Origin of the sequence: Brevibacillus sp. DP1.3A (genome assembly GCF_013284245.2) — a bacterium.
Classification (GTDB): Bacteria; Bacillota; Bacilli; order Brevibacillales; family Brevibacillaceae; genus Brevibacillus.
On record NZ_CP085876.1, the window covers coordinates 2,254,595 to 2,276,097 of the forward strand.

Below are 21,503 nucleotides of genomic sequence, written 5' to 3' on the forward strand. Positions count from 1 at the left end.
AAGGAGATCCAAACCCTCTATGTCGGTAGGAAGAAACGAACTGTGCCCTTGTGGGAGCGGAAAAAAATACAAAAAATGCTGTGGGGTTGTCACTCCCATTACGGAGCTGCGTAGCCGCCACGAGCAAAAGCTGCAAAAAGAATACGCTGGCTGGGTCGAAAGACTGAACCATTTTGTCGGCGCAAATGTAACCAGTGAGACGATTCAAGAAGCGCGGAGTCGTTTTGCAGAAGAAGTAGGCTTGACCCAAGAGAGCGTCGCACGTCCTGAATGGGCAGCCCATTTCTTCAACTGGTGTGTATTGGACGTCAAAACAGGTGGAAGCACGCTGCTTGAGAACTATATCAAACAGCATGGACGTCGGATGGAGCCTGATCTTCGCCGTGCGTTTGCTGGATTGCACCTGAATGTTTATGAAATCGTGGAAGTGGATCGTGATGTCATCACGGTTCAACAACCGATTTCGGAAGAAAAACACTATCTGCTTCGTGCCAATACGTTGAATGTTGTCCCTGGACAATTGATCGTAGGGCGCCTGCTGAATCTAGGTCTGCGTGATATGCTCTTCTCTGGCAGCATCATCTTGCAGCCACATGTCAAGGAAAGCCTGCTCGAGTGGTTACACCAGCATCCAGAAGTAGAAGCTGCGAAGGCAGATACGAGCAAGAGAAGCTATACGACAGAGCTGTATCACTTCATCGTTCAATTTGGTGAAGCGGCAAGCGAGTCGGAAGCACCGAAGCAAGAATCGCTTCTGCGTCGTACCTATGGTATGCCAGATCGTAAACAGCTGCTGAAAGTAATCGAGTCGAACCCTGCATTTGAGCTGAAAAAACGGGATGGTGCTCGTGAGACATGGGTATATGCGACACGCAAGGAAGAGCATTTGTTCCCGAATTTAAAGGATGCCTTGCTGGAGCTATACGAAGTACAGGCAGAAGTGATTTTGCAGGATGACAGCCTGATTCTAGAAGGGTATGCACCGCAGTTGGACGAAGTTGCAGAGCTTTTGCTGCTGCTTGCATTTGAGAACGAAGAGGAGATTCGCGTTCTTACTTCAACGGGCTCTCGTTTGTCCAAAGGAACTCTGTTTATCACGAGTCAGCCTACTTTGCCACCAAAAGTGTTGCAGTGGGCAGTCCAAACTTATTTTGCTGAAAAATGGCTGGTTACCTCCCATGAACAGCTCGATGATTTGGCTCCACTCTTGGTTGCGGCTACAGAAAACAAGGAGCTGCATGAAAAACTTCACAAGCTGATGGAGCAAATGGAACAGGATCATAAAATCGGACAAGGCTTGGCTCGCTTTATCCGAATGGACATGCTTCGTCCTCGCCTCTCGTTGTCAAATGACAGCCTGCATGTGCTTAACCTGCTGCGCCGTCCACTGATCGAGGGGTTGCCGGAGAGTGTGTACACCGTACATCCTGACAGACTTGCGGACATCAATCGCTTCGTGCATGAGATGACCGAGGGCAAGTCGGAAGCAACCGTCAAAAAGTACGATGAGGTTATGAACAACTTCCGTTCATTCGTCAGAGGAGCGTTTGGCCCATCTTTCACATGGGAGCAGTTGCGTAGAGAGGACCTGGTATACTTCCTCGTACACGACATTTTCACGCGCACGGATGCAACGACCAAAACGTTGGCAACCAATCTGATGTCTGTTTTGACGGCGTTCTTCAAGTGGCTGGATAAGCAAGGACCATACGCGCTTTATCCTGTTATGCAGCCATTGTTCGCAGAGTTGAAGGAAACATTGCCGGAATCCTATCGCTTGCGTGGTGTGCTGGAAAAAGAAGCGACTCAAAATCTTTACAGCAACCCGATGGCGATCAAAGATATCACGGAAGAATCCATACTCGTGCAAGAGATCACTTCATCTGGTTGTACGGCAAAACGTGCGAATGGCGAGACAATCAAGCTGTCTGTTGGCGCTGAATTGGGTGCTACGCTGGCAGCAGATTGGATGATCCATGGCTTGTTCGGTCAAGGTGAGGACGGTACTTGGAGACTGTATGGTACGCCTGAAGTGTATCCGCCAGTCATTGCCCAAGTGCTGGGCGCACCAACAGGAGTATTGGTCTAGATTCCCTAGCATAAATAAAAACCCGAGGATTCGTGTCCTCGGGTTTTTTGTTTTGCCTTTTCTTTGGTATAGATTAGTGAGCCCATTCGCGGAGTGTCTTGTCTTTCGGCAGGAAAAAGCCCATAAATCCGATCAACGGGAGGAACGAACATAACAGAATGACAAAGTTCAGACTGTAGAGATCGGCGAGATAGCCGAATACGAGAGCGCCCATGCCTCCCATTCCAAAGGCAAGCCCGATAATCAGCCCGGATACAGTACCGATTTTGCCAGGCAATAGCTCCTGCGCGTATACGACTGTGACCGAGAAGCTGGAAAGCATGATAAAGCCGCTGATTACCAGCAATGGAAAGGCCCAAAAGCCGGAGACGTAAGGCGTCAGCAATGTCAGTGGAAGTGAACCGAGTGTGGAAATGATGAGCAAGTTCCTTTTTCCGAATCGGTCAGACAGCGGTCCGCCAAAAAATGTCCCAATCGCTCCTGCGAAAAGAAAACCAAAAATGACGAGCTGTGCATTGGCGTAATCCATATCTTTCACATACATCAAATAAAACTGGTAAAAGCTTTGGTAGCCAGCATTCATCCAGGAACGCACACTGACGATGACAATCAGGAGGCCGAGGGCAATCAGCCGCTTGTTCCGGTTCGTATACGTGACTGGTGCGGCAGTAGCCTTTTTCAAACGCTGTTGTCCACGATACCAGAGAGCAACATAGAGCAAGATGCCGCTAGCTACTAGCGCGGGCAACAGAAACCAGGCAGCCCCAGTCTGTCCCAAGTTCGCAAAGACCAGAATAGTCATCAAGGGAGCGAGTGCTTGCCCAGCATTTCCACCAACTTGAAAAATGGATTGTCCAAGCCCTCGGCGAGGACCGGATGCCAAGTGGGCGAAGCGTGAGGCTTCTGGGTGGAAGATGGCTGAACCAATTCCAACACAGGCGACTGCTACGAGAACGAAATAATAACTGCCGGAGAAAGCGAGTGCCAGCATCCCCAATCCCGATACGATCAAAGCCAGTGGTGGCAATAAAGGAATCGATTTGCGATCGGCGAAGTAACCGACGAATGGTTGCAAAACAGATGAGGTAAGATTCATGACGAGTAAAATCATTCCGACTTGTGTAAACGTTAATGCCAGATTCTTCTCTACAATAGGAAGCAATGCAGGGATGACCGCTTGCAAGCTATCGTTTAACAGATGCGCAATGCTAATGGCAAAGAGCATGCGATAGACAGTCGGTGCCGCAGTCCCTGCGGGTGTAGAGTGAATGGGTGTCGATGAGGCACTCATGTCAGTTCATCCCCAACCTTTCTTTCGTAACTTACTTTTTAGTTTTTTTTCAATGTAGCACGGATTCTACAGGACGTCATCCATGAATGGCGGGAATATAATGGTCGTAAATAAAGAATTTGATCTGTCAGGAAGTTTTTAAAAAGGTAGGTAAATGGGGAGAAGCTGTCGAAAAAAAAGAGAGGAGCACAATCGACTAGACCATGAGCAGAAGGCTAGGGGGAATGCTGGAATGCTGGAAGGTATAACAGAATACTGGTTATGCGTGGGAGGAGCCAATGTTGACGTGCAGGGAGTCACTTCTGCCAGACTGTTACCTGGAACAAGTAATCCGGGTGAAGTGCATCAAGCAGCAGGCGGCGTAGCTCGAAACGTGGCGGAAAATCTCGGATGGCTAGGAGAAGAAGTGCAACTGTTTGCTCTGGTGGGAGAAGATGCAGACGGCGAGTGGTTAAGACAGGTCACAGCAAATAGTGGAGTGGCTACCCATGGCATGTTGCGAATCACAGGGAAATCGACTGGGCGCTACTTGGCTATTCGTGATCGTGATGGTGAATTGTACACGGCTGTTGCAGATATGGAACTAAATGAAGAATGGCCAGCGGAGATTGTCCAGCAAGGTCTCAAACGCTTGATTCAGGCCGCAGGCTTGTTTCTGGATGCCAATCTTCCCGTCGAGGTTATGCGGGCATTTTTGGCGGAAGCAAGAAGACTCGACAAAAAGATCATCGTAGACCCTGTTTCTGTGAAAAAAGCAGAAAAGTGGAAAGGGTTACTTGAAGGTGTTCATATACTTGTCGCGAGCATTGATGAACTGGAAGTGTTAGGTGGCCAATCGCTTCATTCCTATAATGATGTGGAAATATGCGCGAAAAAATTGGTGACAGAAGGAATCCATCAGGTCATGGTCATTTGTGGGGAAGCAGGGCTGTGGTTGTGCACCGCACAGGAGGAAAAATGGCTTGCTGCACCGACTATGCCGATTCGAGAGTCCGCAGGAGATGCGTTTGCCGCGGGTATCATTTATGCGCAAAACAAAGCGTTATCCCTTACAGAACAAGCTGCTTTCGGCGTTGCTTTGGCCGAGATGAGAACAAAGGGAAATGGCCGATACGATATCGATGCCCTTTTGGCACGAAAAGATTACTATGCCGCAAAAGAAAGACAGATCCTCGACAGAGAATGAAAATACATAGCTTGACGTACACTACCCGTTAGTTGGTACAGAGGAGGAGTGTATGTCATGGAAAAGAAATCGAATGATGTAAACGGAAAACAAGAGAGCCATGTTCGGCAGGGCGGAGATTCACACCGCTCCAAAAACAAGCGTCCTGAAGGTCCTGTACAAGGGTTTAGTCAGGCACCACGCGGCTTGCAATAAGCCGAAAATTATATGTGAAACTAAAGTCCCCCTTATCGACAAAAAGATGGGGGACTTTTCGTTTAAAGGAACATTTTTCTACAAATGCAGACAACGATATGGTACAATACCTGAATCAGAGTATTGCCAACTGAAGAAAAAAGTGGTGCATATTGTCGAGTGGCACAATTCAAAATCGTGCCTCCCTTTACTTTGTCAAAAAGCGTGCGCGAACAAGGAGACTGATTCATATGCCAGATACTGTTGTGAAAACACGCGCTTCAGCTTCTCGAAAGAAACAGCCGAGCCGTAGTCGAAAAATACGTAAACTCGTTGTATCCTTCACATTGATCACCTTGCTGCTGGTTGGCGGTGTGGCTGGAGCAATTTATTGGAAAATTGAGGACACTCTGACGGAAGTAACGAGCCCTGCAAACAGCGGATTTACTTCGCCAGTATCCCAAAATGTCGATCCTGTTTACCACTCGGATAAGCCAATGTCGTTCGTATTGCTTGGTTCTGATTCCCGTCCGGAAACAGGTTCCATGAATACAGACGTAATGATCGTGGCAGTTGCCAACCCGAAGACGAAGAAAGTTACCCTGGTATCGATTCCGCGGGACACACGCGTCAAGATCCCAGGCTATCGCGACTACCATAAGATCAATTCTGTCTATGCCAATGGCGAAGCAGAACGCAGACAAGCAGAGCGCAACAACCAGACAGTTACTGAAGATGGTATTTCCTTAACGAAGAAAACTTTGAATGAAATACTGGGAATTCCGATTGAGCATTTTGTAGCCATTGATTTCGATGGTTTCAAAGCGGTCATTGACGAATTAGGTGGTGTGGAAGTCAATGTAGATCGCAGACTGGTATACGATGATCCAACTGACGATACACACATCAATCTCCAGCCAGGACTTCAAAAATTGAACGGTGAGCAAGCACTTGGTTATGTACGACATCGTCATGACAACCGTGGAACGAAGTACTACTCCAGTGACTTCGACCGTAACCGTCGCCAACAAGAGGTCATCAAGGCTGTCGTGGACAAAACGGCTTCTCTTGAAGGCTTGACGAAGATATTTAACGTCATGGACGTAGGTGCCAAGAATATACATACCGATCTTTCCAAGGATCAGATCAAAGGCTTGGCCTACGATTTCAAAGGATTTAATTCCTCTACGGTCAGTGCATTGGATAATGGGGCATATTGGCAGGGAGGATACACGTATCTCGAAAAAGAAAAGCTTGAGACGGTTCGCGATTCCTTGCAATCAGAGATGGGATTGAGTGAGAGCGTCGTAGCGTCGCTCAATAATTCGCCGATACTCGGTTCCGGTGAAGCGGTAGCGACAAGCAACAAGAAGAGCGTCAAGAAGAAAACGACAGAATCAGCTGCGTCAACACCAGCGAAACAAAAAACGGAGGCTCCGAAAGAACAAGAGCCGACGAATTCACCAGACAATCAAGACGGTACGGCAAATGAAGGCACAATGCCGCCACCTGATGTCGTAAACCAAGAAGGGCAAGGCCAGTCGACAGATCAAGGTCAGGGAGCACAGACGCCTGCGACTGATGCAACGAATGTACCGACAGGTAATAACGGAAACAACTCTACTCCGCCGCCGGATATTATCCCACCGTCGAGTCAGGATGCAGGTCCTCCTACAGGAGGTTCGAACACGAACTCCTAACGAGTACGAAAAACACCCGTTCATCACGAGCGGGTGTTTTTATTTGTCGATTCGTTAAAAATTTTTAAAAATTCGTTTATGGAAAAGGTTTAGAAAACACCAATTTCGTGGTACAATAATAATATGCTGATAAGACAGATTAATCAGATAATTATTACTGACTGGAGGGATTTCTATGACGATTTTCTTGGTGAACCTGTTCCTGGTGATTGCTTTTGTGTACCTGATCAGCCGCCAACAAAACGAAGAGTTTGTGTACGATGAAGATTTTTTCCTCCAGAACCCTTCAGCTTTGGAAGAATATCAGCAGATGCCGATTGATTTCCAGCATGCCTTTTTCCGCAAGCATAAAGAGTGGATTAAGGAAAAATATATGCGCGGAGAAAGCTACATTTTAGGTTACTGTCCTAACAAAGAAGTACGTCGTGCGTGGCTGTCAGAATTCATGAATCAAAAAAATATGAACAATACACCGACCCCTTCCTCATGAAGGGGTTTTTCGCATCTGTAGAACTCGTGCTATACTGCTACGAGAGGATATCGTGAAACAGGAGGAAAGAAGTACGTGCTACAATTTATGGTGGAAAAACTAAATCAACAGTTACATACGCATGGAATGATTTCGAATATCGTCTTGCGCTCCGATCATTCGTTGTTGGAAGAATCGGAAGGGCAAGAGGTTCTGATCACGTTTTCCGAGGCGGAGGATGAGAAGCAACCAACGGCTACCATCCATCTGTTTTCGCTTGCGGAAGAGGACAGCTGTGAAATTGAGGTGGAAATTGACTATCCTTATAGCTTGCAAGATGAGGAGATCCAACAATTATGGACGCAAGCAAAAAGCTTGGTAGCGGAGTGCTCGCTGACAGAAAAGCGTCGCTTTGTGGAGCCTGGCAAGCAGGCAGAAGCGAATGTCGTGCTGGATTATCACTTTGTCGTGCAGATGCCGCAAACAGAAGCTGAGGAAATCGCATTTACAGAAACCATCGCGAGATTTTCCGCAGATTTGGGGATGCTTGTCAAACTCGGCAAATAAAAACATAGGTTGTACATAAGGAAAGCTCAGGAGTAATGTCCTGAGCTTTTTGCATAAAAGATGAAGAAGGAGGAATATGAGGAGAAGAGAGAGAATCGTATAGGTAATGAAAAATGAATGAGCATTCACTCGTTAGGAGGGTGTTTAACGTGGAACTTTCAAAAGTGTGGGAACCGATTCAAATTGGTTCGATGATGTTACCAAATCGGATTATGATGGGGTCCATGCACGTTGGATTTGAAAAGCTTCAGAATGGTGTAGCGCGGCTTGCTACCTTTTACGCAGAGCGTGCAAATGGAGAGGCAGGTCTGATCGTGACAGGAGGGGCTGCTGTACATCCAGAAGGCGGCATGGGCGACGAGTATTGCAATGTATACCATGACGAGGATATCGAGAAATTGCTACTAATCACGAAAGAGGTTCATCAAGCCAATGGGAGAATTGCGCTGCAGCTGTTCCATGCTGGCCGTTATGCGTACAAGGAAGCAACAGGATTAGACCCGGTAGCGCCATCGCCATTGCAGGCGCCGATTAACCGTTGGAAGCCGAGAGAGTTAACCGCAGAGGAGATCGAAGCAACGATCCAATGCTTTGCTGATGGCGCCGTCCGTGCTAAAAAAGCTGGCTTTGATGCCGTAGAAATTATGGGTTCGGAAGGATACTTGATCAATCAATTTTTGTCCCCTGTGACCAATAAGCGAGAAGATGAGTGGGGTGGGGACTTTTTACGTAGAGCTCGTTTTGGTATTGAGGTGGCTAACCGTGTCCGCCAAGCAGTGGGACCGGATTATCCGATCATCTACCGGATGTCGGGATTGGACTTGATGCCAGATAGTACGACGATGGAAGAGACATTGCAATTTGCCAAAATGCTGGAAGAGGCAGGAGCTGATGCTCTTAATATCGGAATTGGCTGGCATGAATCACAAGTACCGACGATTGGCATGATGGTGCCGCGTGGAGCATATGTATGGGTGGCGCACCAAGTCAAGCAGGTCGTGAACATCCCAGTTATCGCCAGCAATCGAATTAACGACATGCGCCAGGCAGAAAAAATTTTGTATGAAGAATGCAGTGATATGGTTTCAATGGCTCGTCCATTTTTAGCGGACCCTTACATCGTTCAAAAAAGTAAAGAAGGACGCTTTGATGAAGTAAATACATGTATTGCTTGCAATCAAGCCTGTCTCGACCATATTTTTGATGGGAAGGTAGCCTCCTGTCTGGTCAATCCTCTTGTGGGCAGGGAAGCAGAGTGGCGGTTGGTTTCGGCGGATAACCGTAAGAAGGTGGCTGTAATCGGTGCGGGGCCAGCCGGCTTGGAGGCAGCTCGTGTGCTGGCAGAGCGAGGGCATCAGGTGGTCATCATGGAGGCCAAAAAACAGATCGGTGGACAATTAAACTACGCCAGACAGGTGCCAGGTAAAGAGGAATTTAATGAAACGCTTCGCTATTATCGGACAGAACTTGCACGTCTTGGTGTCGAAATTAGGCTGGGAACACTGGCAGAGGCAGATGCCCTAATCGAAGAAGGCTTTGCAGAAGTTGTGGTAGCAACGGGAGTCATCCCTCGGCGTCCAGAGATTCCAGGTGTGGAGCTCGGACATGTGAAGGGATATGATGCGGTATTTGAGAAGCGCGCCAAGGTCGGTAGACAAGTAGTCATCGTCGGTGCGGGAGGAATCGCATGTGATTTGTCCCATTTGCTGATGCACGACGAAACGATCTCACCGAAGGCAGCGGAATACTTGCAGGAGTATCGGATTCTGGATGGAAGAGCTGTACAGCAACTGCAACAGCGAAAACGAAAAATCAGCATGCTGCGGCGTGGGAAGCATGTCGGATCGGGCTTGGGTAAAACGACGCGCTGGGCAGTTCTCGCCAACCTGAAGCGACGTGGCGTAGAGATGCTGACACAAATTGAGTACAGCCGGATTGCAGAAGAAGGGGTGTATTTCATTCAAAACGGAGAGGAACGTATGATACCTGCTGATACGGTCATTGTAGCGGCTGGAGCGACCTCCAACAATTCGCTATACCACGCATTGCTGGATCGGCTGCCTGTGCACCTCATAGGCGGGGCGAAAGAAGCGGGAGAGCTCGATGCCAAGCGAGCCATTTTGGAGGGTGCGACCGTAGGAAGAGCGATTTAAGGCGTTGAAGAGATTTTCTATTTCGAAAACAAGGGTAATCGGATATGATTAAGAAAAGTATGTCGTCTTTTTAGAAGTTTTGTCGAATCGCTTTTCAACCTCCGCTAATTCTTGCAAAATGAAGTTATACTGTTCAAATTCATTTGATTGGGGGCTCTCGCCTTGATGAACCATAATGGCATTCTCTTAGGGAAACGTTACTTCCTGTACTCGTTAGCACCGCTAGTAGAGGTGGAGGGATGGACGTTTACGATAGCCCCGGGGTTTAAGATGATCGCAGGCGGGAGTGCCAATCCATTACAGACATTAATCAGCGTTTACCGAGAAAATGAAAAGGTAGCGCAACTCGTGCTTCATCATAGACGAAGTGATTCAGATGTCACTGTGCAGGCTGTATCGAGTGATCTCCTGTTAGAAATCGCCCCGGCGACTAGAACTGTAAATGTATCAGAAAAGCTGTAAGGCACCCTGAACGGGGTGCTTTTCGCTTTCGAACTTCAAACATCATTCCGAGCAATCGAGGAGGCGACAGGATCATGGTAGGGAACGAATGGCAGATAGGTCAGTTTCAATTGTCTTGGCTGAGAGGTGGACTCACGAAGCTGGATGGAGGCGCAATGTTTGGTGTAGTGCCCAAGCCACTCTGGAGCAAAAGATACCCATCGAATGATCTCAATCAAATCCCTTTGCGTGCTGACCCGATCCTGGTAAAAGCTCATGGCAAGCATATTTTGATTGAATCGGGTATGGGAAATGATCGGCTAACGGAAAAACAGAAGCGCAATTTTGGCTTGGAAGAAGAGTCTCAAGTGGTGGACTCCCTCGCTGCAAAAGGGTTGACTCCTGCCGATATTGATATCGTCATCATGACGCATATGCACTACGATCATGCCAACGGACTTGTCTCTCTTCGTGATGGACAACTTGTCTCTACGTTTTCACAAGCTGTCATCTACGTGCAGGAGCAGGAATGGGCGGAGATGAGAGAGCCGAATATTCGCTCGAAGAATACATATTGGGAAGAAAACTGGCGCCCGATTGAGAATCAGGTGAAGACGTATGGAGCTACGCACGAAGTTGTGCCAGGAATCACGCTTCATCATACAGGCGGTCACAGCCAGGGACATGCTATCGTCCGGATGGAGACAGAGGGGCAGCTGCTTTTGCATCTAGCGGACATCATGCCTACACACGCTCATCAAAATCCATTATGGGTGATGGCTTATGATGACTATCCGATGACATCCATCTATGCCAAAGAAGAATGGATCAACAACGGGATCAAGCAAGGAGCTTGGTTCACGTTTTACCACGATAGCGTTTACCGTGCGGTGAAATGGAACGAGCAGGGAGAAATGGTTGATCGTATAGAAGTTGTTTTGTAAAAAGGGATAGGCTAAGACCGTCAGCGATTTCTGGCGGTCTTTTGCGTTGTCTAGGGTTACTGTGTCCAACCCTATCGAAATTTTGATTACTCTCATAGAAATGTTTCATAATCAAAAAATTTTGAATGCTCATTGACGAACGACCATTGCCTCTCTACAATGGGAACATCACAGAGCATCTGTTCTGGCAGCGGTGAGAAAGCATAACAGTGGTGAGGAGAGAGACAATGAGCTGGATCAAGATGCGTTTACAGGAGTTTCACCCGATCGTCTGGTCATTAGTCGTCGGGACCGTGTTCGTCCGGGCCGCCAGCTCGATGAGCATGCCGTTTTTGTTTTTATACTTGTCCAATCAAACAGATATGAGCTTGGCAATGATCGGATTGACTATTGGAGCAGGGCCGCTCGCAGGTACTATCGGAGGCTTTATTGCGGGAACATGGTCAGACAGGATCGGGCGCAGGCGAGTCATGCTTGGTGCGTTGTATGTGTGGACGTTCGTGTTCGTCGGGTTTGCGCTTAGTAAAGACCCGTGGATTCTGCTTTTGCTCAATATAGCAGGGGGACTCTGTCGATCCTTCTACGAACCCGTTTCACAGGCACTGATGGCAGATGTAACGCCGCAAGAGAAGCGGCTTCGTGTGTTCGGTATTCGTTACATGGCAATTAACGTGGGGGTAGCGATTGGGCCTATCGCAGGGGTAGTGCTAGCGAAAAGCTCTGTAGCCCTGCCATTTCTGATGACTGCACTGATTTATCTTATCTATGTGATTAGCTTGCAAGGATTATTGAAGAGGTTCGGCATTAAACAAATTGAAGGCCAAAAGAAAGAAGTCGTTACATTCAGCCGTGCATTCAGCGTAGTCGTGAACGACAAGGCGTTTCGATTGTACATGCTCGCAGGTGTTTTAGGAGCGATTGGCTACTCGCAGATGTCTTCTACGCTGGCCAAATTCGCAGAAATGACGGTCGTGAATGGAACAGAGCTGTTTGCCATCCTGATGACAGTCAATGCGATTGTCGTCGTTGTGATGCAGCTTCCGTTGACGACTTGGGCAGAAAAAAAGACGCCTCTCACCGCAATTTTGGTGGGAAACGCCATGTATGCGGTTGGTGACGTGGGTTATGCCTTTGCCAATTCGTGGCTGATATTCATCGTGGCGATGGTATTTTTCACAATAGGTGAAATCCTTACGTTTACGGCAGGGGACGTTCTGATCGACCGAATGGCCCCAGAGAGTATGCGGGGCAGCTATTACGGTGCGAAAAGCTTTAGCAACCTCGGCCAGTTCATCGGTCCGTGGATGGGCGGGTTGCTGTTGGCACATTATGGAGGTACGACCTTGTTCCTGGTGGTAGCAGCTACCTCGATGATGAGCAGTGCCTTCCAATGGGCGGGTGCTCGCGCCTTTGAGGCAACCCGTGGCAAGTCCATGAATGAGGTGAGGGCTGAATCACTCTAACGCTTGCAAGATACGATCTGCCATCCGTTTATAGCCATCAGCATTCGGGTGGAAGTGGTCTGTATACAAGTAGTTTTGTTCCTTACGCAAGAACAAGTCGTAGGTCGGCACCACGAGTACTTGCGGGTACCGTGAGGCGATTTGGGATGCCTGATTGTTCCAGTCGAGCACGGGCCCAATGGTGTCGACGGCAGCTTCGGTGTTGCCAAAAGGATTGTACAGGGAAGTGTAAACGATCGTCGCCGTCTTGTTGACGCTGCGAATCTGTTTGAGAATCTCTTCATAGTTGACCGCGAGCTTATTAAGAGCCGTGGTCACTTTTTCTTTTTCAATGGTATACAGCCCGCCTGTCTGCCTGAACAAGTCATTGCCGCCGATGGTAAAAAGAATCAGATCGGCTTCAGCGAGCAGCTTCTTCACTTGCTCCTGGGACATTTGTTTAAGCAGCTCAGATGATTCCTGTCCATTAATTGCGAGGTTTGTGAACGTAATAGACTGGCCCGATTTTTTCTCCAATGCTTGGCGAACGAGTCCGACATAGCCTTGGCCGTTTGCGTCTCCGGCACCGCGCGTGAGGGAATCCCCTAGTGCGACTACTTTATGGACACCCTTTTCTGGCAAAGGCGAGGGTGGCTGCTCTTTTTGCACAGGTGGGGCTGCTGTGGATGGTGCCAACTGCTGCGGATTCATCGCGAGGACAAACCCTGTCGCAAATAAGAGAAAGGAGAGTAAAGACAAGAGACCTGCCGTGCGCCAAAGAAATTGGCCGGATGTGCGCATCGGGTATCCTCCTATTCGTTTTAAAGTATATGGTCATGGTATAATGTGGATGGACATCTTATGACAGTGTACCATAAACAGAACGCCATCGTCAGTTGACGAGGCGTGACCCAGATAGGAGGGCGCACATTGGCCGAAACGGTCCTCTCAGTAAAAGGATTGCAAAAAGCGATTGGCAAAAAGCCGATCATTCATGATATTACGTTTGACGTTTTCGCCGGAGAGGTATTTGGATTTCTCGGGCCGAATGGCGCAGGCAAAACCACGACGATCCGCATGCTCGTTGGATTGGCAAAAGCGGATGGGGGAAATATTCGCATCGGAGGCATCTCCCTTCAGGAACAGTTTCCACAAGCGATTGCGCAGGTTGGTTGTATCGTCGAAAACCCGGAGCTGTACAAGTTTTTGACGGGCAGAGAGAATCTGGAGCAGTTTGCGAGAATGAGTGGCGGTATTACACCTGAGCGTATTGAGGAAATCGTTCGCTTCGTTGATTTGGAGCGGGCGATTGATGATAAGGTAAAAACGTACTCGCTTGGAATGAGGCAGCGCCTGGGGATCGCGCAGGCACTTTTGCACCGGCCGAAAATATTGATTCTGGACGAACCGACGAACGGTTTGGACCCGGCGGGGATTCGTGAATTGCGCCAGTTTATTCGCAAGCTTGCTGAGGAAGAAGGGCTCGCTGTCTTCATTTCGAGTCATCTTCTCAGTGAAATCGAGATGATGTGCGACCGAGTGGCGATTATCAGTCAAGGGAAGGTCATTTCGGTTGGATTAGTGAAAGAACTGATGGAACAGTTTGCTGATCAGGTAGATTGGACAATCCCGTCTTCCCATATACAAAAGGCCGAGGAAGTCCTGCGAAGACTACCAGCAGTGACAGATGTGTGGATGGTTAGTGAAGAGCGGCTGAAAACACGCATGGATATAGAAAAAGTGAGCGAGGCTAACCAAGCGTTGGTCAATGGCGGCATACCTGTGATGGGGATTGCAACGAAGACGGTTACACTGGAAGACCTGTTCCTTACATTGACGGGAGGAGGGGGAAGTCATGGAGCAGAGCATGGTGGGGCTCGTACAGAATGAAACCATAAAATTGCTGCGTCGGCGCCGTTTTCTCGTCGTTGTGCTGATCTTGGCGATTCTGATCCCGATTTTTACATACGCGCAGTATCGTTCGGTTGTCACTGCACAAGAACGAATGGGGACGACCGACTGGCGACCACTATTAACCCAACAAATCGTCGATATGCAAAACAGGCTGGCATCAAGCCGTCTTCCTGAAGAGTGGCGGGATTTTATCAAGGTCAGGATCGCGCAGCAGCAATATTATTTGGATCACGACATTAACCCGATGGCACCGGGTGGACCTACATTCGCCCGTGGTTTTATGGACCAAGCCATTTCGATGTTTTTGCCGATGATAATCGTCGTACTCGCGGTCGACCTCGTATCTTCTGAGTTTAGCGAGGGGACGGTCAAGCTGCTATTAACGCGACCCGTACGGCGTTGGAAGGTACTGACCAGCAAATACATCACCCTGCTGCTGTTTACCTCTCTCACGGTTCTCACGACACTGATTCTTGCTTATTTGCTCTCTGGGGTCGTGTTTGGCTATTCAGGATGGGACCTGCCCATTTTGACTGGTTTTGAAGTAGCGGGAGGAGAGCTCGAGACATCTGGCGCTTTCATGCTGCCACAGTGGCAATTTTTACTGATGCAGTATGGGCTAGGCTGGTTTGTTTGCGTCGTGGTTGCAACGGTAACACTTATGGTCTCTGTTTTGGTTCGGAGTGCAGCTGCGGGGATGGGGATTATGATGGCAGCGCTAATTAGCGGAACGATCCTGACGCAGATGGCATCCTCCTGGGAATCGGCCAAATACTTGTTCGTGGTAAATTTGCAGCTTACGGATTATCTCAATGGAACACTGCCTCCGATTAAGGGGATGACGTTGCCGTTTTCATTGACCGTGTTGAGTGTATGGGCGATCGCAGCGCTGATCATTGCGTACACGACCTTTATCCGTAGGGATGTCACATCCTAATTTGACATTTTTTCGTTACTTTATTACATGTCTGCTCGTCTTTACCATGACGAATGAAAAAGACAGCGAGAGGAGAAAGGCGAAACAGAATGGATGTATTATGGAAAGCAGGCTCGGTGACGCTATCTGGCATGTTTGAGCTGTGGGCAGCGATCCCTGTAGGTTTTATGTTGCAGCTACCACCGGTTCTGATCGGAATATTTAGTGCGGTGGGTGCAATTATCAGCGCCGGTATCGTCATTTTTCTGGGAGGTTCATTACGCGCCTGGCTTTTAAAGCGTGTAGAGAAACGGAGCAAGCGTCAGGGGCGTATGTGGCAGATATGGGATAAATACGGAGTGGTAGGACTTGGTCTCGCTTCGCCGCTTTTAACGGGAGCCCCGCTGGGAGCTGCTATTGGTATCTCGCTGGGAGCCCCTACGAAAAAGCTCATGTTGTGGATGTCGGTAGGCATCATTATCTGGAGTGTGTTATTGACCGCAGGAGTGGCTTTTGGTCTTTTGCAATTCATGGTACCAGAAACGAAATAGCTATATGCATGAAAACCGCCAATTTCTGGCGGTTTTTGTTCATGCTCTTCATAACGTGAGTCTGTAGACAATCTCTCCACCGTATACGTCCCCAGTTTCTTCAAAACCGGATTGACTGTATAAATGTCTTGCACCTGTATTGTCCGGGCATACGGTCAGGTTGACAAATCGGCTTTGCGGGAAACGGTTCCGTACCGTATCTACGATCGCTGCGAGAGCCGCTCTGCCATATCCTTTGCCTTGGTACTGGTGATCGATCAAAAAACCGTTGAACCAGAAACACCAATCTGTTGAGGCGTCATAGGTAATCATGACAAACCCAACCATTTCATCAGCGTCATACAAACAGAATGGTTCATATGCGCAGTTGTCACCATCAGGACGGATATGGACCTTTGCCAATGAAACGGCAACAGACGGGACAAATCGCTGCTGCTCATTTTGTACCAGCAAGCGTAATGCATCTTGCCAGTTATCTCTGGTCGTTGGAACCAATCGAATGCAAATGTCTTTGATAAGTCTTCACCTCGATCATCTTGGTAGCTTAAGCGTAACCGATCGTTCCTGAAAAATCTTCCTTTTCTGCGTGGGTGTTTTTTCGTAAAATAAACCAAGGATACAAATAGAAATGTTCCTGAAAGTGAGGTAACTGACATGGACGAGAAAAAAGAAGCGTTGGTCCCTGAACTGGAGGATCTAGTTCGTAAATTTACAGAGCTGTTGACAGGAGAAGCGACTCCTGAGCGCGTAGAAATGGTAAAAGTATGGTGCCTGTACACGACAATGGCAAAAGCAATGCCTCCGCTGATTCAGCATTGGGGAAGCGAGCCTGAGCATATGGAAGCACGGAATCAAATTCGGGAAATCATCGAGCAAATCAAGCAATGGAATCAGGAGAAAAATCAAAAGCATTAAAGATAGGAAAAAACGCTGTCTCTTTGCGAAAGAGAACAGCGTTTTTTTACTTCAATCGAATCTCTAAGCAGCGTAGAGGCATCAACTCTCCACAGTACTCTAGCAGGCCTTGCTTGATCAGCTCATGAACCCGGTATGTCAAATACGTGTCACCAATACATTGATCGCTTTCCCCCATGACGGTACCAATCACACGTGCAGCCTTTTGGAACTTATTTGATGCATGTTCCAAGAGCATGGCATCATAATAATCCTCCGATACTTCCAGTACCTCACCTTGTTTGTAAACGCGCAGCGTACTATCAGATTGCGACCACTTTTCCCAGTCAAGGATGAGACTTTGTACGAGAGGCGCAGGCGTATTCTTTTTCACCTGATAAGCGTCCATCACCAATTTAGGAGGGAGGGCACCCGCGCTTTTCAATACATAAGATACCTCGTTGCCGTCTATGTTTCTTATTTTGTAATCGCAATGTACACTAAATGCCGTTATGTCGATTGTTTCGAATGAGAGGTTTTTATTCTGAAGCATGGAGATAACATAACGAATCCCTATACTGTCAGATGCGTTCTGACCATGCCACAGAATTACGTTACTGCCGTCCGGAATCTGGGCTGGAAAGGATAGATTTCGTAGCAGGTATGTTTTTACCGTTGTCAGGTCTTCGAGAGAGATTGCCTCTACTCGTTTGAGAAAAGAATGAATCCATTCAATCCTTTCATTCATCCCAGTTGCGGTCTCCAGTTGATGTAGCGGTCCAACTGAAAAATCATCCTCGATGCAGATGATGCTTTCTGTCTGTAGTAGATTTTGTTTGCGGAAGACGGATCGAAGTGTACCGTAGGCAGATAGGCCAAAGCAGATGTGAAATTTGTTCATTAGTTAGCTCCTCATCATTATCTTCCTTCATTATATCGTAAATTGGATTTGATCAAAAAACAGAAAAGAAAAAAGACACGATCCTGAAAAGTAGGTCGTGTCTATTCCGATTGCAGGGATCGTTTTACGGATTCCACGTGATATGTTTGGCAGCATCCATTAATTCATTTAAGGTGACTCCATGTGCCGTCATGACTACATACAACGATTGGTTGTCGGACTGTGCGTTAAAATGTGCCGCGTGCTGGGCCGTTGATCCTTTTGAGTCAGTTTGATCAAATGAAACAGCGATGGCTTGTTCTCCGTTGACCGCGAACAACTGAGTAGCGGAGAAAGTACCTGGGATAGAGAGGCTGCGCTTGCCTTCTGTATTGCGTACAACATCTATGCGAATCCAGTCGTTGTTCTTCTTGTAATCTGCAGTTAAGCGAGTCACCTTTTGACTGGTTTCGGATTCATATTGGACCGATACCGTACTCATCGAGAACCCATTCGGTGCTTGCGAGAGGGCAGGCACGGGCATATCTGATGCTTGTACAGCGGTGTTCAAATCCGAGAAGGAAGAGAGCGTAATGGGCTGCTTCGCTGCCGTCGGCAACGTTGGACCCACTAATGCATTCTCAGTCGTACCGCCATCAGCAGTGTCTGGTTCCACTTGGGAAGCGATCCCAAAAGTCGTAGGCTTCTCAGCAGCAGCGCCATTGGCTTCCTTAGCGGCTACAAGGTTACCAGTATTTGCTGACTCGGCTGGAACTTCCGATTTCGCTTTTGCCGCTTGATCAGCTGAGTTCCCCTGTAATCCGCGAGATGCCACGCTGTTCTGCCCGTCTTTATTGATCGTACGTGGCTCGGGTGTTGCTACTTTTTCCTCTGGTTTCACCATCGCAATCGCATTGTTCGATTGGGGAGGTGATGCAGGAGGCGTATCTTTTGTAGGTGCAGTCGGAGCGACCTGCGATTGTGTAGCAGCGGACTCTGCTTTTTTCATCGTCGGACTATCGGCAGCTGCTGGTATGGAAGCGATAGCAGGTGCTTGCGGTGCCGATTTTGATACCGTATCGTTGAATGCAAAAGTGTTCTGGTTGTCGTGCGTCCCGCTTTCTTGTATGGTAGCCATTTGAATACTACCCGGTGCCAGCTGTTGGTAGCCGACGAAACCAACTGCGAGCAAGACAGCCGCTGCGCTAACCCAGGCGTATGAAGGGAAGCCTTTGGTCCAACGCTTGTTTGGCTTTGAAATCACTGTGCTCGTTTGTTGTTCTGAAGATGCAGTAGCGGCGTGAGGGGGTACACCTTTTTCGGCGGTCTGGTAGATTGCTTGCATGATTCTGTCTTCCAGGTTCGCTTGAGGTAGTGGAACCTCCTTCAAGAACTGCACCTCCTCTTCTGTTGTCATTTGCGTTTCTATCCAAGCGATGCATTCGTCACAGGTTTCAATATGTGAGTGTGAATCGCTATCTGTGTCATCTAGCCATGCTTTTCTAAATGCCTGGCAGTTCATGTACGAGCCCCCCTTCCTTGCGGGATAACAATTTTGCGAGTTCCTGACGAGCACGCAAGTAACGGACGCGAGCTGTAGATTCGGCGATGCCGAGGAGTGTAGCTATTTTTTCAAACGGATATTCGTGCGTACAGCGAAGGACAATCACTTCTCGATAAGAATCCGACAGTAAAGCAAAGGCCTCCTGAATTTCTCGACGTTGCTCTTTTGTCATGAGCGATTCCTGAGGGGATTCATCTCGTGTATTGGATGGCACATAGGCCAGTTGTTCATCCGAGTCATGATACTTTCGGCGACGCAAGAAGTCGATGCTCTTATTTCGGGCAAGCGTATGTAACCAAGAAGAAAACTGGCTGTCCCCGCGGAATGTGGACAATTTTTCATACGCTTTTACAAATACTTCCTGAGTGAGATCCTCTGCATCAGAGCGATTGTTTACCATCTTGTAAATGAAAACGTAGATCATATGCTGATATCGCTGGATGAGGTCGCGATACGCTTCGATGTCGCCTTGAAGAATCCGCTGAATGATTTCGGCGTCGGATTGCATTGAATCTTTGGCCTCCCTTCCCTCTATGAGACGCTGGTTATTCGTAAACGTTTCAGACCAGCGTTTCGCTTTCTATAATATCGTATGGATAGCCTTGTTCGACCAGAAAAAGCTGGCGATGAAGCGAAAATTCCTGCTCTCTCGTGTCTCGTGTTACCAATGTATAAAAATGGGCGGTGTTGTCGTCTGTTTTGGGCCTTAAGATACGTCCCAGGCGCTGTGCCTCTTCTTGTCTGGAACCATACGTCCCGGAAATTTGGATCGCGACGTTGGCATCCGGCAAATCAACCGCAAAGTTGGCTACCTTGGATACGATCAGGCGTGTAATTTCCCCTTTTTTAAACTGCGTGTACAAAATCTCACGTTCTTTGTCCGGTACTTTTCCTGTAATGAGTGGCAGTTGGAGGGCTGATGCCATCTGCTCAAGCTGATCGATATATTGCCCGATGATCAAAACACGATCGTGGGCGTGCCTCTCCAATAGCTCGCGGACGACCTCCAGTTTTTTTGGATTTTCCGCCGCAATGCGAAACTTTTGACGAGCGGTTGCATGTGCATAAGCCTCTCGCCATTTCGGCTCAAAGGGGAGTCGAATTTCTCGGCAATGCGCCTCTGCGATCCAGCCTTGCTCTTCCATGACTTTCCACGGAACCTCGTACTTTTTTGGGCCAATCAGCGTGAAAACTTCTTCCTCCCGCCCGTCTTCCCGAACAAGAGTAGCAGTCAGCCCAAGTCTGCGAGTGGCTTGAATCCCAGAAGTAACACGAAAGATGGGTGCAGGCAACAAATGCACCTCATCGTAAATAATAAGCCCCCAGTCGCGCTCTGAAAAGAGTTTCAGATGAGGAAAATCATCTTCGGCGGTGGGGCGGTATGTAAGAATTTGATAAGTCGCCACAGTTATTGGCTTGACTTCTTTGTTGTCACCAGTGTATTCGCCGACCATATTTGGATCAAGTCCTGTTTTGTCCAAGAGCTCTGCGATCCATTGACGAACCGATGTCGTGTTCGTGGTCAAAATGAGGGTGGCTGTTTGCAATTGGCAAATGGCACCAAGCCCAATGACTGTTTTTCCAGCACCACAGGGCAGGACGAGTACGCCGCTTCCCCCAGTCACAGCTCCACCAGAATAGAAGGCATCGACAGCTTCTTTTTGATAAGAACGCAAAGAGAATGCTCTGCCTCGGGATGTCGTTTCCCGCAAGCTGACTGCACAGGATTCGCCTCCTGTATAGCCCGCCAAATCTTGAACAGGAAACCCGAGCTTGATCAGCTCTTGTTTGATCAGACCGCGCGCATAGCTTTTGATAACGAATTCATGCTCAAAAAGAGCAGCGATTGATTTATAACTGGTCACCTCTGCTAAAAGAAGTGGGTCATCACTCATTAATACGAGATGATCGCCAATGCGTTCCAAACGAAACAAGCCGTATTTTCGCATCGTATCTTCTATTTCTTTGACGATGGTAGGTGGGACACCGTACTTGCTGTAGCTGCCAAGCACGTCTGTTACCTCTTGTGATGTAAGACCAGAAGCAGCCGCATTCCAAAGCGATAAAGGGGTGATCCGATAGGTATGGATGTATTCTGGATTCTTGATTAGCTCGGTAAAACCACTGATAGCTTGTCTGGCCTCTGGAAATAAAGGATGCTGTGTTTCCAACAATATCGTCCGATCGCTTTGAACGATCAAGGGCAGGTCTGGACGGTACGACAATAGACTCACCTCGTTACAAAAGGCATAGGAATCAGCACTATGGTATCACAATCTCAAAAAGAAAGAAAAACGAACAGGTAACATTTTGGCGAGGATGGGAAAC

21 protein-coding genes are annotated in these 21,503 nt (G+C 48.2%); 14 read left to right on the top strand and 7 right to left on the bottom strand.

Going from position 1 to position 21,503, the window contains the following annotated elements; translation table 11 throughout:
• Positions 1 to 19 precede the first annotated feature (19 nt).
• Positions 20 to 2,089, top strand: coding sequence for a YecA family protein (locus HP399_RS10495; protein WP_173617048.1), 2,070 nt, complete (start codon positions 20 to 22; stop codon positions 2,087 to 2,089).
• A 73-nt stretch (positions 2,090 to 2,162) separates the two neighbouring features.
• Here the strand turns inward: HP399_RS10495 and HP399_RS10500 are convergent, their stop codons facing one another.
• Positions 2,163 to 3,380: an MFS transporter gene (locus HP399_RS10500; RefSeq protein ID WP_173617049.1), complete on the bottom strand. Its 1,218-nt coding sequence runs from the start codon at positions 3,378 to 3,380 to the stop codon at positions 2,163 to 2,165.
• A 232-nt stretch (positions 3,381 to 3,612) separates the two neighbouring features.
• On the opposite strand from HP399_RS10500, the gene HP399_RS10505 reads away from it, so the two are divergent.
• From HP399_RS10505 to HP399_RS10545, 9 genes are all read left to right on the top strand, one after another.
• Complete coding sequence (locus HP399_RS10505; RefSeq protein ID WP_173617050.1) at positions 3,613 to 4,566, top strand: carbohydrate kinase family protein; 954 nt, start codon at positions 3,613 to 3,615, stop codon at positions 4,564 to 4,566.
• A 57-nt stretch (positions 4,567 to 4,623) separates the two neighbouring features.
• Complete coding sequence (locus tag HP399_RS10510; protein WP_007717021.1) at positions 4,624 to 4,761, top strand: hypothetical protein; 138 nt, start codon at positions 4,624 to 4,626, stop codon at positions 4,759 to 4,761.
• Between the two features lie 230 nt (positions 4,762 to 4,991).
• Positions 4,992 to 6,440 carry an LCP family protein gene (locus HP399_RS10515; RefSeq protein ID WP_173617051.1) on the top strand — a complete coding sequence of 483 codons (1,449 nt, stop codon included), beginning with the start codon at positions 4,992 to 4,994 and terminating at the stop codon, positions 6,438 to 6,440.
• A 175-nt stretch (positions 6,441 to 6,615) separates the two neighbouring features.
• On the top strand, positions 6,616 to 6,930 hold the full coding sequence (locus HP399_RS10520; RefSeq protein ID WP_007717017.1) for a hypothetical protein: 315 nt from the start codon (positions 6,616 to 6,618) through the stop codon (positions 6,928 to 6,930).
• Between the two features lie 75 nt (positions 6,931 to 7,005).
• Positions 7,006 to 7,476, top strand: coding sequence for a hypothetical protein (locus HP399_RS10525; RefSeq protein ID WP_173617052.1), 471 nt, complete (start codon positions 7,006 to 7,008; stop codon positions 7,474 to 7,476).
• A 149-nt stretch (positions 7,477 to 7,625) separates the two neighbouring features.
• Complete coding sequence (locus HP399_RS10530; protein ID WP_173617053.1) at positions 7,626 to 9,629, top strand: oxidoreductase; 2,004 nt, start codon at positions 7,626 to 7,628, stop codon at positions 9,627 to 9,629.
• A gap of 165 nt (positions 9,630 to 9,794) precedes the next feature.
• A complete protein-coding gene (locus HP399_RS10535; RefSeq protein ID WP_173617494.1) occupies positions 9,795 to 10,091 on the top strand; it encodes a hypothetical protein in 297 nt (98 codons plus the stop codon).
• Positions 10,092 to 10,165: 74 nt separating this feature from the next.
• On the top strand, positions 10,166 to 11,014 hold the full coding sequence (locus tag HP399_RS10540) for a YtnP family quorum-quenching lactonase (RefSeq protein WP_173617054.1): 849 nt from the start codon (positions 10,166 to 10,168) through the stop codon (positions 11,012 to 11,014).
• Positions 11,015 to 11,241: 227 nt separating this feature from the next.
• Entirely contained in the window at positions 11,242 to 12,477 is a 1,236-nt protein-coding gene (locus HP399_RS10545; protein WP_173617055.1) for an MDR family MFS transporter, read from the top strand.
• Here HP399_RS10545 and HP399_RS10550 read toward each other — a convergent pair.
• Positions 12,469 to 13,257: a GDSL-type esterase/lipase family protein gene (locus HP399_RS10550; RefSeq protein WP_173617056.1), complete on the bottom strand. Its 789-nt coding sequence runs from the start codon at positions 13,255 to 13,257 to the stop codon at positions 12,469 to 12,471. The two genes, HP399_RS10545 and HP399_RS10550, sit on opposite strands and share 9 nt — an antisense overlap.
• Positions 13,258 to 13,386: 129 nt before the next feature.
• Between HP399_RS10550 and HP399_RS10555 the strand changes: the two genes are divergently transcribed.
• From HP399_RS10555 to HP399_RS10565, 3 genes are all read left to right on the top strand, one after another.
• On the top strand, positions 13,387 to 14,346 hold the full coding sequence (locus tag HP399_RS10555; RefSeq protein ID WP_173617057.1) for an ABC transporter ATP-binding protein: 960 nt from the start codon (positions 13,387 to 13,389) through the stop codon (positions 14,344 to 14,346).
• The gene (locus tag HP399_RS10560) at positions 14,312 to 15,307 is read left to right on the top strand and encodes an ABC transporter permease (protein WP_173617058.1); all 996 of its coding nucleotides are present in this window, start codon (positions 14,312 to 14,314) and stop codon (positions 15,305 to 15,307) included. The genes HP399_RS10555 and HP399_RS10560 overlap by 35 nt, the downstream gene beginning before the upstream one ends.
• Positions 15,308 to 15,396: 89 nt before the next feature.
• Entirely contained in the window at positions 15,397 to 15,837 is a 441-nt protein-coding gene (locus HP399_RS10565; RefSeq protein ID WP_007716989.1) for a small multi-drug export protein, read from the top strand.
• Between the two features lie 48 nt (positions 15,838 to 15,885).
• Here the strand turns inward: HP399_RS10565 and HP399_RS10570 are convergent, their stop codons facing one another.
• On the bottom strand, positions 15,886 to 16,344 hold the full coding sequence (locus tag HP399_RS10570; RefSeq protein WP_173617495.1) for a GNAT family N-acetyltransferase: 459 nt from the start codon (positions 16,342 to 16,344) through the stop codon (positions 15,886 to 15,888).
• A 147-nt stretch (positions 16,345 to 16,491) separates the two neighbouring features.
• Between HP399_RS10570 and HP399_RS10575 the strand changes: the two genes are divergently transcribed.
• A complete protein-coding gene (locus HP399_RS10575) occupies positions 16,492 to 16,752 on the top strand; it encodes a YusU family protein (RefSeq protein WP_015892299.1) in 261 nt (86 codons plus the stop codon).
• Positions 16,753 to 16,798: 46 nt separating this feature from the next.
• On the opposite strand, the gene HP399_RS10580 is transcribed toward HP399_RS10575, so the two are convergent.
• From HP399_RS10580 to HP399_RS10595, 4 genes are all read right to left on the bottom strand, one after another.
• Positions 16,799 to 17,632: a DUF1835 domain-containing protein gene (locus HP399_RS10580; protein WP_173617059.1), complete on the bottom strand. Its 834-nt coding sequence runs from the start codon at positions 17,630 to 17,632 to the stop codon at positions 16,799 to 16,801.
• Positions 17,633 to 17,756: 124 nt separating this feature from the next.
• A complete protein-coding gene (locus HP399_RS10585) occupies positions 17,757 to 19,133 on the bottom strand; it encodes a hypothetical protein (RefSeq protein ID WP_173617060.1) in 1,377 nt (458 codons plus the stop codon).
• Positions 19,114 to 19,683: an RNA polymerase sigma factor gene (locus HP399_RS10590; RefSeq protein WP_007716978.1), complete on the bottom strand. Its 570-nt coding sequence runs from the start codon at positions 19,681 to 19,683 to the stop codon at positions 19,114 to 19,116. Before HP399_RS10590 ends, HP399_RS10585 begins: the two co-directional genes overlap by 20 nt.
• Positions 19,684 to 19,735: 52 nt before the next feature.
• Positions 19,736 to 21,400, bottom strand: a complete 1,665-nt coding sequence (locus tag HP399_RS10595; RefSeq protein ID WP_217367480.1) for a DNA repair helicase XPB — start codon at positions 21,398 to 21,400, stop codon at positions 19,736 to 19,738.
• Positions 21,401 to 21,503: the final 103 nt, after the last annotated feature.